Source organism: Gimesia sp. (assembly GCF_040219335.1).
GTDB lineage: Bacteria > Planctomycetota > Planctomycetia > Planctomycetales > Planctomycetaceae > Gimesia.
This window is the reverse complement of record NZ_JAVJSQ010000019.1, coordinates 452,821-467,534: the sequence shown is the minus strand read 5'-3', so window position 1 is coordinate 467,534 and position 14,714 is coordinate 452,821. Positions and strand designations below refer to the sequence as shown.

Below are 14,714 nucleotides of genomic sequence, written 5' to 3'. Positions count from 1 at the left end.
CAGCGGTGCTCTTTGTTTTTTCAGAAATGCGTTTGACTTCTTCGTATCATTGATTACTATAAAACCAAATCTAAAAAACCAAACTAAGCCTGACTGACTGTTCTCTCATTAAGCAGGAGCGCACATGGCCAGACCGAAAGCCAAAGAATTAACGACGCGTGAGCTGGAAATCATGCATGTATTCTGGGATCAGCAGTCAGCTGAGTCCCTCGTCGAACTGACTGTCACTCAGGTTCGCGATGCCCTGGAAGCTGCGGGGCGCGACCTGGCCTATACCACAGTTGCCACTCTGATTCGAATCCTTGTCGAAAAAGATTTTCTGGAGCAGACGAACGAGGTCCGTCCGTATTTTTACCGATCTGTCCGTTCTTTTGATGATGTATCGGGCAGCATGCTGGGAGACATGATTCAAAAGGTGTTTGGAGGCTCACGAGAAAAACTGTTACTGCGTTTGCTTGATGAGCGGCAGCTGAGCCCTCGGGAACTCAAAGCAATCCAGGAAATTCTGAAGGAGAAGTCCTGATGCATCAACTTGGAATCAGCCTGTTCTGGCTGGGACTGCAGGTAACGCTGGTCTCCGCCGCTGGATTACTCATTTACAGTACGACGAAACGACTTGGTCCCCGTACACGCTCGTTTCTCCTCTCCTGTTCGATCGGAATGACTTTGCTGCTGGCAATGTTCGCCCTCAGCCCCTGGCCCCGCTGGCAGACAACCGGGAAGCAAACAACTCCCGCTATCAATGACGCTTCAGACATCCAGAATACAACCGTAACTGAAGCTCCCGAGAATGAATTACAGACGCCGATTTTGAAGCAATCCCCGCAGGAAACGGAATGGTCAACCGTCTGGGAAGGTTTTCTAAAAGGCTTGCAACAGAAACCGGTAGCCAATCAGTCCGCCAGTATTTCCACACCGGCAGGGATCGTTGGTTGGATGTTCGTGGTGGGCTTCCTGCTGGCGGCAATCCGACTGGTGTTCGCATTCTATTCACTCAATCGATTACTGCGTCAGGCAACTTCGCTTAGCGGATCAGTTGCAGAGCAGACGCTGGATATCCTGGTAGCTCAACAACAGATTTCCTGCCCGTTGAAAATCAGCGAGCATGCTTCACTCACAACAGCGGCAGTGATTGGGTGGTGGCGACCAGTGATCCTCCTGCCGACTGCCTGGCGCGAATGGAATTCCGAACAACTACGGGCTGTACTCGCCCATGAACTGGCTCATATCAGGCATCGCGATTACCTGGCGATTCTGGGGGCTGAACTCAGCCGCTCCCTCTATTTTTATCACCCGCTGATTCACTGGCTTGTCGCACGATTGCGCCTGGAACAGGAGTTGTCGGCAGATGCCACCGCGGCGACGATCAGTGGCGGTACCGCTCCTTATCTGGTTGTCCTGGCAGAAATGGCTGTTTCGCAGACAAGTCATCGACTTACGGGGCCGGCCCGGGCCTTTCTCCCCACACATTCCACTTTTTTAAGGAGGATTGAGATGTTGAAACAGAGGCGTACTCCAGGAAATATCGTCTCGCGTACCCAGCGAATATTGGTGTTCGGTGTGATGCTGGTAATCGGCCTTTGCGCGTCAGGTTTCCGGAGCAATCAGATCAGCCTGGCCCAACAACCTTCGGCAGAAAGCGACCCACTATCCGCAGCAGGTGCGGTTGATCGCGATAAAATAGTACGGGGAAAGCAGGTTCCATTTGAGATCGACATGGTTCCCAATAATGCCCTGGGGGTTGTAGCCCTGCGACCAGCCGAGTTGCTCGCGCAGCAGGCACTGCTGATGGCCCGGCTGCAGTTGTTGAAAGCGGCAAGAGAGAACTCTCGATTGTATCCACTGGATATACCGTTTTCAGAAATCCAGTCGGTTACCCTGATTCTGTTAGCGCCCGAACCAGGTCAGCCCCAAAGCCAGCCACTGAATCATGTGGCCGTCATTCAGACGACTCTCGATTTGAAGCAAGTCACCAAATCATTTGGTGGTGAAGGCAAAATATTCAGCGGCGTGACTGATGGGAGAGTTCACTACCTGCAGTCAGAGACTTACCCTGGATATTGCCTGTCGATCGTCAACGACCATGAATTGATCGTCTCGAAAACGACAAAAGGTCTGGAACAGGTTATTACAGCCCGCAGTAACCGACAGTCGAGCCGCTGGATAGAGCCCTGGAAACCTGTGTCACAAGATTCCATCGCCGCACTGTTCAACCTGCGTCAGTTTCGCGAACTGGTCTGGAAGAATCAGTGGAAACTGGAATTAAACGACTCGGTCTGGAAAGGATCCCTGGCACCGGTCTGGGAACACACGGATCTGATATCCCTGGGAGTGAATCTGGAACACAAGTTCTCGTTGCAGTCTACGCTCTATCAACAGCAGAACGGTGGGGAGATCCGTAAGACCCTGGAGGCGGCACAGGTGCTCGGGACCAATCTCCTGCAACAGCATCTGCAACAGATAGTTCAAGGTCAAAACCGGGAACAGCTGGCAATGGTGCCGCTTGTGGAGTCATCTCTGGATCTCGTCAAATCACTCCACTTTGATCAAGCCGGGGAAAATGTCAGTTTGACAACTTCAATGACCGACATGACTGTTCTCAACAATACGCTATCATCTTTCGTTCCCGCGATGATTGAAGCACGTAAAGCGGCCCTGCGGATGGAATCTTTTAGCAATCTCAGACGCCTGGTGCTGGCCATGCATCTCTTTCATGGCAAACACAAGCATTTTCCTCCCGCGGTTGTGATCGGGCCAGATGGGAAAACGCCTCACAGCTGGCGAGTCGCACTGTTGCCCTTCCTGGATCAGGAAAAACTCTACAAGGAATATCGCCTGAACGAACCCTGGGACAGCGAGCATAACAAACAAGTCCTGGCAAAAATGCCTGCGGTCTTTAAAAATCCCGGCGATAATCGTCCCGGCCATCTGACTTCCTATCTGGCTGTGGCAGGTCCCAATACCGTGTTTGGCAAATCAACGCGCCCCGCTGGTGGGGCAGGGATAGAGATGAGCACAGAGCCGTTTGCCACTGGCGGACTGGCAGGAGGCGGTGGTGTCGAATCAAAGGCAGAACCGGTAGCCGGGGTCCGCATGCGTGAGATCACCGACGGAACGTCCAACACAATCGCGATTGTTGAAGCCAGGCGTGAGATTCCCTGGACCAAGCCAGAGGACATTTCCTTTGACGGGAAAACCGTTCCCGAGCTTGGTGGTTTTTATCCCGGAGGATTCTGTGTCGGCCTGTGTGACGGTGCAGCCCGTTATCTCCCGGATACACTCAAGCCTGAAACACTCAAATATCTGCTGCTGATCAATGACAGTCATGTGACCGACTGGCCTTGATTTTGCTTAGAGAAACTTTACATTTTCAGACGCCATTCACTTTTGTGAATGGCGTGTTATATCGTGGTCATAAAATCGGCTTTTCGCAGTCAGATTCGGTTTGCGTCCCTGATTCGAGCGTGCTATCATATCAACGCATGTTTATGTTGATTTGATTGTGCTGCAAATCATCGCCTCCAGGGAAGTGATCCGATGCTGACAATTCTGGGTAAACCGACCGCGAAAAATGGAACCTTTTGTGACGGCGTCTCGCGCCGCAGCTTTCTGAAAATTGGTGGCATGGCCCTGGGTGGAATTTCTCTACCCGGTGCCCTGCGAGCCGAAGCCGACAGCCAGACCGGCAGTAATCACAAAGCGATCATCAACATCTATCTGCCCGGCGGGCCATCGCACATCGATCTCTGGGATCCCAAGCCGGACGCGCCCAAAGAAATCCGCGGTGAATTTGCTCCCATCAAGACCAACGTGCCCGGCGTGGAAATCTGCGAACTGTTTCCGCGCATGGCCAGCATGATGGATAAGTTCATTCCCGTCCGCACGATCTCTGATGCCGACGGCCGACACGATGCATATCAGTGTATGACGGGGCGAACCTTTGGCAGTCGTCAGCCCCCCGGAGGCTGGCCCGCCGCCGGCGCTTTCGTCTCCAAACTGCAGGGCCCCGTTAATACAGCTGTCCCCGCGCATGTCGCCCTGATGTACAAGACGGGTAATGGTACCTGGGGTGAACCGGGAACCGGTGGGTTTCTGGGCGTACCCTATGCTCCCTTCAATCTGGTGGGCCGTAAGGCACGTAGTTCGCCAGACAATATGATCCTGCAGGGCATCACGCTCGAACGATTACGTGATCGAGTAAAACTGCAGAAAGCCTTCGACTCCTTCCGCCGCGATGCTGACACCAGTGGTCTCATGGAAAGCATGGACGTTTACTCGCAGCAGGCGATGAATATTCTTACGACTTCGAAACTCGCCGATGCCCTGGACCTGTCCAAGGAAGATCCCCAGATCCTTGCCCGCTACGGCGAAAGCAGTGAGAAATTCCAGCGGGACGGTGCTCCCCCCATGATTGAAAACTTCTGCATGGCACGCCGGCTGGTCGAAGCAGGGGCGCGATTCGTATCGCTGAATTACAGTCGCTGGGACTGGCACGGTCCGGACGGGATGAACTTCCCCAAGTCACGTGAAGAATTTCCACGTCTCGACCAGGGGTTAGCAGCCTTGGTGACCGACCTGCACGAACGGGGGCTCGACAAAGACGTTTCGGTCGTGGTCTGGGGCGAATTCGGACGTACGCCCAAGATCAATAAAAACAATAGCCGCGATCACTGGCCCCGGGTCTCCTGTGCCATGCTCGCCGGAGGCGGCATGAACGCCGGCCAGGTCATTGGCCGTACCAACCGCAAAGGGGAATACGCCGAAGATCGCCCTGTAAAATTCCAGGAAGTCTTTGCCACGCTGTACCAGAACATCGGCCTCGATCTCAACGGAACCCGTATCTTCGACACGGCGGGCACACCTCAATACCTGGTCGACCAGGGAATCGAACCGATTCGCGAGCTCATCTGAGAGAACAAAAAACCGAACGGCAGTCTTTCGTTTCCCGGGAGACTGCCGTTTTTTGTTGCGCCTAGCGTGAGCCCCTCTGAAATAAATATTTAATTTTCCCACCCTCGCGTGAGTTGACGTTTTCTGATTTCCTGAAAATAATTTCGCCGCGATCGAAACGAATTACCAGCCGCGGGGATTAATCTGCGGTCTGAGTTCGTGGGCTCTCCGGTAGTTTCCTTTGCTGTTCCCGGTAAAGGGAAGCTCTCTCCTGTCACCAGCTGAGTGACCTGACTGCCATCTCGCCAGTACCCGTTACTGCCCAATCCCTCCCTGATCCGAAAGAGAGCCTTCCGTATGAACCCCCGGTTTACCCGTACGCAGTGGTTGATCTGCATTATCGCATCCATCGGCTTTGCATTTGACATCTACGAATTGCTGATGCTTCCCCTGATTGTTCGTCCCGCCTTGCAGGAACTTGTCGGTGCCAGTCCGGGGACCCCGCAGTTTGAATACTGGGTCGGCATGCTCTTCTTTCTGCCGGCAATGGTGGGTGGCGTCTTCGGATTACTGGGGGGCTATCTGACGGACCTGCTGGGCCGCCGCAGGGTGCTGGTGGGAAGCATCCTGCTCTATGCTTTCTCCGCCTGTGCGGCTGGCTTTGTGACTTCAATCGAAATGCTGATCGTCCTCCGCTGTACGACCTTTATCGGCGTTTGTGTGGAATTCGTTGCGGCGGTCGCCTGGCTGGCAGAACTGTTTCCCGATCCGAAACGGCGTGAAGCCGTACTCGGTTTCACCCAGGCGTTTTCTTCATTCGGCGGACTGCTGGTGACCGGTGCCAACTGGCTCGCATTACAATACGGTGATCAATTCCCCGCGATCGCAGGTGGACATGAGGCCTGGCGGTATACTCTGATTTCCGGTGTCATTCCAGCGCTGCCGCTGATTATTATCCGTCCGTTCCTGCCGGAGTCTCCCGAGTGGGAGAAAAAGAAGAATGCCGGGACTTTGAAACGCCCCAGTATCGCGGAGCTTTTTTCACCCCGTTATCGCCGTACAACCATCGTGACGACCATCATGTTCGCCTGCAGTTACGGAGCCGCCTTCGGTGCCCTGCAGCATACGCCGCGCATCGTCCCCTCGCTGCCGCAGGTCAAAGAGATGACTGCGGGGAAGCCGGTGCCCGTCCAGAAGAAGATCGAACAATCCACCGCCGCTGAGGTTAACTTTTACCAGGAGATCGGCGGTCTGACAGGACGCTTCCTGTTCGCCGTGTGTGCCATCTGGATTGTCAGTCGTCGTGGACTGATGCGTCTGTTTCAGATTCCCGGCCTGATTTTGATTCCGCTGGTCTATCTTTTTCCGGCCCGCGACAATCTGGAGCTGCTGAAGTGGGGCATTTTCTTTGCCGGGCTGGTGACGATTGCCCAGTTCAGCTTCTGGGGGAACTATCTGCCCCGCGCCTATCCGCTGCACTTAAGAGGTACCGGGGAAAGCTTCGCGGCCAATATCGGCGGCCGCATGATTGGTACTTCGGCTGCCCTGGTGACGACAACATTGACTCCGCTGATGCCGAGTAAATCGACGGCACTCGCAGCGGCCTGCGTCGCTCTGGCGGTTTACCTGATCGGATCGATCGCCTGTTTCTGGCTACCTGAACCAGCGGCGGAAGAAGAGGACTGATCGTGGTGGGTTTACTTGTCTGAAAGGAGTTGCTGTAGATAAGCCGGGTAGTTCGCCTGTTTGGATCCCTTCGTCAGGCTGTCACCGAAACAGATCACTTTTGTGACATCCAACTGCTCTGCATTCAGTTTCTCAGCGACGAGTCTGGCCAGCAGCTGATAACCGGCTGGTGTCAGATGCACGCCATCTTTGACGCCGCTGTTCGCTGGATTACGGATGACGCTGGTTTTAGAAGCGTCCGCGATTTTGTGGTCGATCAGATAGTCATGAAAGTCGATTACCGGAATCTGCTTTTGACGCGAAAGATCCAGCAGGACCGTTCGTACTTCCTGCATGCGTGCTTGCGGCGCCTGGTCGGCGTACTTTGTGGGGTCATGACGGGTAAACAAAAGCTCCGGAATACAGGTGGGGGGCGTCATCAGGACAACCTTCGCACCACCTGCGTGAATCTGATCGACCAGCGATACCACATTCTTGCGGTACGCCTTGATGTCAATAAAGCCTCCCGAGTTAAGCCGGTCATTCGTGCCCACCATCAGCACGACCACGGTCGGCTGCTTCGAGATTACATCCCGCTCCAGTCGCTTCAGCAGCTGTGAACTGCGATTACCGCCGACGCCCGCATTGATGACCTCTGCAGCAGAACAGGTTTCATTACAAAGCAGGAGAGTTGCCAGCAACAGCAGGTAGATCAGTTTCAGCATAATGGCGGTCTTTCCAGCAGGTTGATTTGAATCAGACGCGAGTCCTGGCGTCCATCATAGTCAGATAAATTAACAGAACGCAAGCCATGATCACAATTGGCAGCGAGTCGTAAGTGTATGTCAAACAGCTAGATATGAGTGCCTGAATGTCGTTCTCCAGCTGGAAATCGAGGTTTTCACATTTTACAGTTTCTGCTATAAATCTGTCTCTCCTCAACTCTCTCAGCTCAAAATCCAATTCCCCACTTCTCATCCCATGCACTGGAATACGAAGCTTGCCTGTACGTTGCTGCTGGCACTGACCGTTGTTCCCGCCACAGTCGGGGCACAAAGTCGGTCTTTGCCACCGGAGCCTGCTGCGCGATCCGCTTACGATCCGTTTCTGTCTGTTGATCAGCCCTTTGCACCGGGAGTAATGACGGATGAGCCCGGCCGGGTGAATATCTCGCTGGATGAGGCGAACAATTTAGACAACAGTCCGCTTCCGGATGAGCCCGAGTCCAGTCAGGCGATTGTGCCTCCGCTGACCATGGGCGTCGGGAGTGGCGAAGTCAACCCGGAGCTCCTCTCGGATCCCTATATCACAGATGCCCGCCAGTTTAACGTCGGTTTGGATCTCTACGCGGCTCCCTCGTTCTCCGACGGATTAATTATCTTTGGAAAAGAAGCCGCGATGAAAATCGGTGGCTTTGTCAAAGCTGATTTCATCTACGATTTCGATCCTATCGATTCGACAGACTCGTTTGTGACGACTGACATTCCCATCGGTGCCCCGCATCGGACGAATGCCCGGTTTCATGCGCGACAGTCCCGCTTGAGTTTTGATACCCGCTGGCTGACAAATGGCCGCCTGGTTCGCGTCTACGTGGAAGGTGACTTCTTCAGTGACGGAGACCGTTTTCGGTTAAGGCATGCTTTCGGTCAGTCTGGTTCACTGCTGGTAGGACAGACCTGGACGACATTCACCGACGTGGCAGCAGCTCCTGCGACACTCGACTTTGAAGGCTCCGTTTCAGCCGTGAACCGCAGACAGGCGCAGGTTCGCTGGACAGAGAAAGTCTTCAATGATAATACAACGTTCGCGGTCTCGGTAGAAGATTCAAATTTTATTATCGAACCTCCTCAGGGAATCACAGGGGAACCTCGCAGTCCCTCCCCTGATTTTGTCACCCGACTGCGTTATGAGAATGACTGTGGTCAATACCAGGTCGCGGGCCTGTATCGTGTCGTCGGCTTCCAGCCGACAGGGCAGGATGTTGTTACCAGCTTCGCCTATGGATTCAACTTCACTGGGGTGCGGCTGATTACTGAACGCACAAAGGTCTATTCACAGATCGTATTCGGTGAGGGGATCGGCAGTTACCGGGCTTTGCCTGATGCCGCGCCGACAGCCGCCAACAAGGGTGATCTGTTACCCATGTTCGGCTGGATGGTCGGTCTGACCCATGACTGGAATGACGAACTCAGCTCCAACTTCACCTATGCCGAAAATACCCTTGATACCTCAACCTTTCAAACGGCCACAGATGTCAAACAGACCACTTACCTGGCGGCAAACCTGATCTGGAATCCGATCGAGAACGTTAAGATCGGTGTTGAGTATCTGTACGGAACCAAGGAAGACGTCGGCGGCGGGACAGGCGATGCACACCGCCTGCAGACCTCGTTCATCTTTGATCTGCCGTGATTCTGTTCGTGACGGATTTATTTTGAGGGAAGCAAGATTTCCCTGGATGCCTTAATGGCGATCCATTGTGTGTGAAAAACATCGTGGAATGGCTCATTCCGTTGATGGGTCGTGCATTCGGCCTGACTGACGAGTTCCACTTTTCTCCAGGGCAAAGCAGGATCTTTGGGGATCGAGCCGGTAACAGTCTGTTTCAGACTGGAATCCAGAATTTTCAGATTGTCGAGAATATAGCCTGTCATGTAATCAGAATATTCTTCCGAGCAATGCAATTGCAGACAGTCGATGCCGTGAACTTTCCCTGTCGATAACAGTTTGACCGTCCCTGATCGGTCCATATTCAGGTCCAAGTCATCCACAGCCGAGAAGGACGCAAGATATTCACTCCAGTCGATCGTATTTTGTGAGAACTTCCAGGTACCGCCAATCTGCTGTTCAGATTCAGTCCCTAGAAGTATATCTGTCCCGACTGCACCAATCCGGTCTATAAAAAACAGCTTGGTTAAAACTTCCTGGTCATATCCAGTCACCTTTTTTTCGTTAACGAAAAACTGCTTTCTGTTTCCCTGTTCGATGATCACTAACTCTTTTTCGGTCAGCTCTAAGAAGAAATCATCACTCTGCAGTTCTTCATTCACTTTAAACGAGTGGACCTGGATGTTTTTCTGCAGTCCTTGTGGTGTTCGCATCAGTTTCAACTCTCCTTGAAGTTCAATGGTATGAGTTGAAACATATTTGGAATCGGAATAGGGGACAATAACCCGGTCGGCATCCTGAAACTCAGCTCCCCCTTCTATGGTAACGGAATAGAAAACCTGGTAGTTCGTATTTTCAACGAGAGGGCGGTCAAGTTTAATAAGATAAGGCTGCGCCTGCAGGCGGGGTATTGGCAGTACAGAGCCGACAATGAGCAGGAACGACAGCAGGTTAAAATTTCTGTGACGCCTGAAAAGGTCATACGCAGGTTTTGTTAAAATAGACACACTCATAGTCATATCACTCGCCGATATCTTCGTTCCACACATCCGGATGCGCTGCAATAAACTGGTTCATCAGATCAATACACCGCTGGTCCTGCAGCACTTCCAGTTCAACGCCGCTTGCTTTCAGCAGTTCTTCATCACCCAGAAAGGTCTGATTTTCGCCGATGATCACGCGGGGAATCTGATACAGGCGAATGGCACCGCTGCACATGGGACAAGGGGAGAGCGTGGTGTAAAGAACCGAGTTGCGATAGACAGACGCCGGCTGTCGTCCTGCATTTTCCAAAGCTGACATTTCGCCGTGCAGGATGGCACTTCCCTGCTGCTGACGCATGTTATGCCCCCGGCCAATGATTTTGCCTTCATGCACGATCACCGAACCAATGGGAACGCCTCCCTCTTTTAAGCCTTGTTCCGCTTCCTCAATCGCCGCCTGCATGAATTCATCCATGGATGAGCTCTCCCCAGATAAGTAATTCGAAAACCACCGGAATCAAGGTATAACCGAATCGGGGCGAAATTACGACGGGGATTCTGCAGGAAATGCGTGCCTGGCTGATCTAGGCTTTAGTCAGCCGAAGTTAGAGCTTCACGCGCCCCGGCGGTTCTTCTGCCACCCCTTCAAACGAGCCTGGCGCGCGGAAGGGATTTCCATCGGGGGCAGGCATTGTGTCGCTGGCAGGGAAGGTGTCCGGCTCTTCGAAACCGAACTGAGGTTCTTCCTGCGTCGGTCTCCACTGAGGCTCCGGACCCGGTGAATCGGCCCAGGCGGGTTCGACCCGCTCGGCAACCCGTGATTCAATTGGTGTCGGGCGATGTCTTATGGAGGCTTCCTGATGCCTGACCTGGGGCAGGCCTGCAGCAAGGTCCAGCACGGGGTAGCCCGGAATCTGTGGCAGTCCCCAGACATCGGAAGGAACTCCCGGATTGACGCTGATCTGTGACATGGTCATCGTCATCACGATTCCCGCCTGGGGCCAGTCGAGCTTGATGACGTGTGGCAGAACCGCATTGGTGGCACCACAGGTGTGGTATTCACCCAGCGTAGCAGTCGCGATCCGTTGTCCCTGGCTGTCATACAGGGACTGTTCGATGATATGCCCGGTACAAAGATTGACGACAATAATCTTCTGTACCAGTTTGCCGTTGGGCAGCAGGCGATCGGAGATCAGTTTCACGTTTGGTGAATTCTGACCTTCTTTTTGAATCGCAAGTTCTTTGTCATTCAGCGGCACTACCCGCAGGGCTTCCAGCAGCCAGCCCGGTTCGAAGGGAATATTCAGCTGAGAGCCCATGGCCTCGTACTGGTCATGCCGGACGGTAAAAATGTTTTTCTGATCGCTGCGTTTAACCCAGAACCAGAATCGTTCGTCATTCGAGCCGAAATCAACCTCGGGTCCCAGGGGAGAACTGGCCACCAGGCGAAAACGCTGGGGCTGTTCTACAGCCAGCATCGCACTCAGACTGACAGGGATGCCCCCTTTCTGTCGTGCCCGGATTTTGACAGAAGATGACTGCCAGCCAAAGACGCCGTCAGTCTGTGAATTCAGGTGATTCACAATTTGTGTGTAGCTGGCATTGGGAGGCAGAACGCAGACAGGAGCTTCCTGGGGTAGAAAAGTGCGGACCGAAGAACACGCTGAGAGCAGCAGAAGACAGCAGATCAAGGCACAAACTTGCGTCACGGCACGCAGCCGTCGAAAGATCAGCCTGGATCTCTTCATTTCTGTTCTTCCTTGAACATGCGACATGTTGAATGGTCCGAAAGTGGGGACGTCCCTTATTCCCACTCTTCTAAAAACTGTGTGTTTAACTGTTGCTGCAGGGCTTCGATTTCTGACTCTTCCAGGTTTTGATCGCGGATTTCAAAACTGCCTTCACCGTGTGTTCCCGACAGTTGCAGATAGGAGTTCTGATCCTCATTCCGCGAGCCATCCAGCTTCAGGCGACGTTTCTGTACCAGGAACAGTGCCAGGACATACAGGAATTTCTCCTGGACCTGATTTGGATTCTCGTAAAGCTGCTCAAAGTACTGCATCAACGCATCGGGATCGATTTTGCGTGCTCCCTGAGCAGCCGGTTCCGGTACTTGTAATGTCCAGTCTCCCACTGCCCCTTCTGGAGGACCCGTCCAGGCATCTTCGGCAAAATCCATCCGGATCAGGTGGCCGTTCTGATCGACGATCACAGAATGCACCGTTTCACCGGGCGCAAATTCCTTGCCCGTCGAAGAACAGGTTTTACCCAGAGGTTTGAGATGATAATCCATGGATCAGGCTCAAATCAGGAAGAGGCAGGTCAGAATGGAAGTTATTTCTGGTTTGTTGATTTGATCAATGCGGCGAATCCTAGAGCAATTCAGGATTTAGCTCAAGAGGTTTCTGGCGGTGAGGAGCATTTTTCTTCCTGAGAAAGTCAGATTTTCAGGTGAGATAAGCCTCTTTCCAGTAATAAGTTAGGATCCAGAGAGGAATCGACTGTTCGATCCCCCTGATTTCGAAATGGGTACCTCAATCCGGGCCGCACAGCGGGGACAATGCCCGGCGTAGGCACTCTGGTTGTGGTTTGAGTAGATTCTGCTGTAGACATTACAGCATTTGAAGAGAACTCCAACCGAGGGGCGCGGGGCGGGTTGGCGGGATTCCGCGTCGGTCATGTACGGCTCCAGTAAAAAAATAAGCTGAAACGCGCGAGGCATTTCAGCTTATTTATGAGATTCAGAGCTGTAGATCAAGATGTATCTGGAACCTGAAGTTCAGGTTATTTCTGATGGGCCAGTGCGAGCATCGCCCGGGCACGATCCTGATCCCGTTGACGGGCCTGGCACTGCTCATCGCCAACTGCGGTGCGATCGAGGGCTTCCTCGAGCATCTTTTCCGCATCGGCAGCATTCAACTTGCTGGCCGGAATCGCCTGTTCGGTCAAAACGGAGATCACGGAGCCTTTGACCTGCAGGAAGCCACCATCGACAAAGTAGCGTTCTTCTTTACCGTCAGTGGCTTCAAACACCAGTTCGCCATAACCCAGACGTCCCACCATGGGCATACGACCGGGGAGAATTCCGATTTGACCGTCATACAGAGTACAACGCAGGCTCTGGATGGGCTGATCCAGCAGAGTCGTTTCCGGTGTGACTAATAACAGGCGAAATTCTTGAGCCATGGGTGCTCTAACCACATTCAAAACAGGATATTCAAATGGAAATTGTGACCGAAACCAGTTTCGGCCACAATCTGATCACGACGTTCAAAAACGTCTTAATTCTCAGCCATTCTCTTGGCTTGTTCTTCTGCTTCCTCAACCGCACCCACGTACATGAAGGCGGATTCCGGCAGGTGGTCCCACTTACCGGCACAGATTTCTTCGAAGCTGCGAATGGTATCTTCCAGCGGAGTGATCTTACCGGCTTTGCCAGTGAAGACTTCTGCCACGAGGAACGGTTGTGACAGGAACCGCTCAATACGGCGGGCACGATGCACAATCAGTTTGTCTTCTTCACTCAACTCGTCTACACCCAGAATCGCGATGATGTCCTGCAGTTCGCGATAACGCTGCAGAGTCTGCTGAACTTCACGAGCCACACGGTAGTGACGCTCACCCACATACTGTGGGTCCAGAATACGACTGGAAGAAGCCAGCGGGTCGATGGCCGGGTAAATCCCTTTTTCGGAGATCTTTCGTTCCAGGTAAATGAACGCGTCCAGGTGGGAGAAGGCCGTTGCCGGTGCAGGGTCGGTCGGGTCGTCAGCAGGCACGTAAACAGCCTGCACACTGGTGATCGCCCCATTCTTGGTTGAAGTGATTCGTTCCTGCAGTTCACCCAACTCGGTACCCAGTGTCGGCTGGTAACCCACGGCGGAAGGCATACGTCCCAGCAGAGCGGATACTTCTGAACCAGCCTGTGAGAACCGGAAGATGTTGTCCACGAAGAGCAGGGTATCGGTACCCGTTGTATCACGGAACCATTCTGCCATCGTCAGAGCGGACAGAGCAACACGCAGACGGGCTCCCGGTGGTTCGTTCATCTGACCGAAGACCATACAGGTCTGTTCGATCACGGAACGTTCGGTCTGACCGATTTTGGTTTCCTGCATTTCCAGCCAGAGGTCGTTCCCTTCACGGGTCCGCTCACCCACACCGGCGAATACAGAGTAACCACCGTGGGCACTCGCGATACGAGCGATCAACTCGGTCAGAATCACGGTCTTACCCAGACCGGCACCACCGAACAGACCAGCTTTACCACCACGCACGAAAGGAGTCAGCAGGTCGACCACTTTGATCCCGGTTTCAAAGAGCTCGGTTTTAGCACTCAGGTTTTCCAGAGCAGGAGCTTTCCGGTGGATCGGCCAGCGTTCGTCGGTTTCAACAGCACCACGACCATCAACGGGATCGCCGAGCAGGTTGAAGACACGCCCCAGAGTTCCCTTACCAACGGGAACAGAAACGGGAGCACCGGTGTCATGCACACTCATTCCGCGGACCATGCCGTCGGTAGAGCCCAGTGCGACGCAGCGGACACGGCCGCCACCCAGATGCTGCTGAACTTCCCCGGTTACTTTGATCTCAACACCTTTGATGTTTTCGTTGACAGTCAAAGCGTTGTAGATTTCCGGCATTGCATGCTCGGGAAACTCAGCATCAAAGGTAGAACCGATGATCTGAGTAATTTTGCCAACTGAACTTTCTGTACTGGCTTCGGTTGTCGCCATTGATATGTCTCTACTTTCTGATGTTGATCAATCTGTAAAAAACCATAATGTG

12 protein-coding genes are annotated in these 14,714 nt (G+C 53.3%); 5 read left to right on the top strand and 7 right to left on the bottom strand.

Annotated features, from left to right (window positions below):
* Positions 1 to 124 precede the first annotated feature (124 nt).
* From RID21_RS16965 to RID21_RS16950, 4 genes are all read left to right on the top strand, one after another.
* On the top strand, positions 125 to 523 hold the full coding sequence (locus RID21_RS16965; RefSeq protein ID WP_350190832.1) for a BlaI/MecI/CopY family transcriptional regulator: 399 nt from the start codon (positions 125 to 127) through the stop codon (positions 521 to 523).
* Positions 523 to 3,345, top strand: coding sequence for a M56 family metallopeptidase (locus tag RID21_RS16960; RefSeq protein WP_350190830.1), 2,823 nt, complete (start codon positions 523 to 525; stop codon positions 3,343 to 3,345). The genes RID21_RS16965 and RID21_RS16960 overlap by 1 nt, the downstream gene beginning before the upstream one ends.
* 192 nt (positions 3,346 to 3,537) lie before the next feature.
* Positions 3,538 to 4,911, top strand: coding sequence for a DUF1501 domain-containing protein (locus tag RID21_RS16955; RefSeq protein ID WP_350190828.1), 1,374 nt, complete (start codon positions 3,538 to 3,540; stop codon positions 4,909 to 4,911).
* 336 nt (positions 4,912 to 5,247) lie between these two features.
* Positions 5,248 to 6,576 (top strand): MFS transporter, encoded by a 1,329-nt coding sequence (locus RID21_RS16950; RefSeq protein ID WP_145041317.1) that lies wholly within the window; start codon positions 5,248 to 5,250, stop codon positions 6,574 to 6,576.
* 11 nt (positions 6,577 to 6,587) lie between these two features.
* Here the strand turns inward: RID21_RS16950 and RID21_RS16945 are convergent, their stop codons facing one another.
* Entirely contained in the window at positions 6,588 to 7,280 is a 693-nt protein-coding gene (locus RID21_RS16945; RefSeq protein ID WP_350190826.1) for an SGNH/GDSL hydrolase family protein, read from the bottom strand.
* A 256-nt stretch (positions 7,281 to 7,536) separates the two neighbouring features.
* Here RID21_RS16945 and RID21_RS16940 point away from each other — a divergent pair, with 256 nt between their 5' ends.
* On the top strand, positions 7,537 to 8,967 hold the full coding sequence (locus RID21_RS16940; protein WP_350190824.1) for a DcaP family trimeric outer membrane transporter: 1,431 nt from the start codon (positions 7,537 to 7,539) through the stop codon (positions 8,965 to 8,967).
* A gap of 17 nt (positions 8,968 to 8,984) precedes the next feature.
* On the opposite strand, the gene RID21_RS16935 is transcribed toward RID21_RS16940, so the two are convergent.
* From RID21_RS16935 to atpD, 6 genes are all read right to left on the bottom strand, one after another.
* Positions 8,985 to 9,656, bottom strand: coding sequence for a hypothetical protein (locus tag RID21_RS16935; RefSeq protein ID WP_350190822.1), 672 nt, complete (start codon positions 9,654 to 9,656; stop codon positions 8,985 to 8,987).
* 307 nt (positions 9,657 to 9,963) lie between these two features.
* Positions 9,964 to 10,401 carry a nucleoside deaminase gene (locus RID21_RS16930; protein ID WP_350190820.1) on the bottom strand — a complete coding sequence of 146 codons (438 nt, stop codon included), beginning with the start codon at positions 10,399 to 10,401 and terminating at the stop codon, positions 9,964 to 9,966.
* A gap of 130 nt (positions 10,402 to 10,531) precedes the next feature.
* On the bottom strand, positions 10,532 to 11,674 hold the full coding sequence (locus RID21_RS16925) for a hypothetical protein (protein WP_350190818.1): 1,143 nt from the start codon (positions 11,672 to 11,674) through the stop codon (positions 10,532 to 10,534).
* 56 nt (positions 11,675 to 11,730) lie between these two features.
* Positions 11,731 to 12,219: a hypothetical protein gene (locus RID21_RS16920; protein WP_145185394.1), complete on the bottom strand. Its 489-nt coding sequence runs from the start codon at positions 12,217 to 12,219 to the stop codon at positions 11,731 to 11,733.
* A gap of 491 nt (positions 12,220 to 12,710) precedes the next feature.
* Positions 12,711 to 13,112 carry a F0F1 ATP synthase subunit delta/epsilon gene (locus tag RID21_RS16915; RefSeq protein WP_155367180.1) on the bottom strand — a complete coding sequence of 134 codons (402 nt, stop codon included), beginning with the start codon at positions 13,110 to 13,112 and terminating at the stop codon, positions 12,711 to 12,713.
* 95 nt (positions 13,113 to 13,207) lie between these two features.
* Entirely contained in the window at positions 13,208 to 14,662 is a 1,455-nt protein-coding gene (atpD, locus tag RID21_RS16910) for a F0F1 ATP synthase subunit beta (protein WP_145185385.1), read from the bottom strand.
* Positions 14,663 to 14,714 lie beyond the last annotated feature (52 nt).

What these genes read in the sequence shown, in the direction of transcription:
- RID21_RS16945 (WP_350190826.1), bottom strand. Translation starts at nt 7,280, where the DNA reads ATGCTGAAACTGATCTACCTGCTGTTGCTGGCAACTCTCCTGCTTTGT.
- RID21_RS16920 (WP_145185394.1), bottom strand. Translation starts at nt 12,219, where the DNA reads ATGGATTATCATCTCAAACCTCTGGGTAAAACCTGTTCTTCGACGGGC.
- RID21_RS16935 (WP_350190822.1), bottom strand. Translation starts at nt 9,656, where the DNA reads ATGCGAACACCACAAGGACTGCAGAAAAACATCCAGGTCCACTCGTTT.
- RID21_RS16950 (WP_145041317.1), top strand. Translation starts at nt 5,248, where the DNA reads ATGAACCCCCGGTTTACCCGTACGCAGTGGTTGATCTGCATTATCGCA.
- RID21_RS16940 (WP_350190824.1), top strand. Translation starts at nt 7,537, where the DNA reads ATGCACTGGAATACGAAGCTTGCCTGTACGTTGCTGCTGGCACTGACC.
- RID21_RS16925 (WP_350190818.1), bottom strand. Translation starts at nt 11,674, where the DNA reads ATGAAGAGATCCAGGCTGATCTTTCGACGGCTGCGTGCCGTGACGCAA.
- RID21_RS16915 (WP_155367180.1), bottom strand. Translation starts at nt 13,112, where the DNA reads ATGGCTCAAGAATTTCGCCTGTTATTAGTCACACCGGAAACGACTCTG.
- RID21_RS16930 (WP_350190820.1), bottom strand. Translation starts at nt 10,401, where the DNA reads ATGGATGAATTCATGCAGGCGGCGATTGAGGAAGCGGAACAAGGCTTA.
- RID21_RS16965 (WP_350190832.1), top strand. Translation starts at nt 125, where the DNA reads ATGGCCAGACCGAAAGCCAAAGAATTAACGACGCGTGAGCTGGAAATC.
- RID21_RS16955 (WP_350190828.1), top strand. Translation starts at nt 3,538, where the DNA reads ATGCTGACAATTCTGGGTAAACCGACCGCGAAAAATGGAACCTTTTGT.
- RID21_RS16960 (WP_350190830.1), top strand. Translation starts at nt 523, where the DNA reads ATGCATCAACTTGGAATCAGCCTGTTCTGGCTGGGACTGCAGGTAACG.
- atpD (WP_145185385.1), bottom strand. Translation starts at nt 14,662, where the DNA reads ATGGCGACAACCGAAGCCAGTACAGAAAGTTCAGTTGGCAAAATTACT.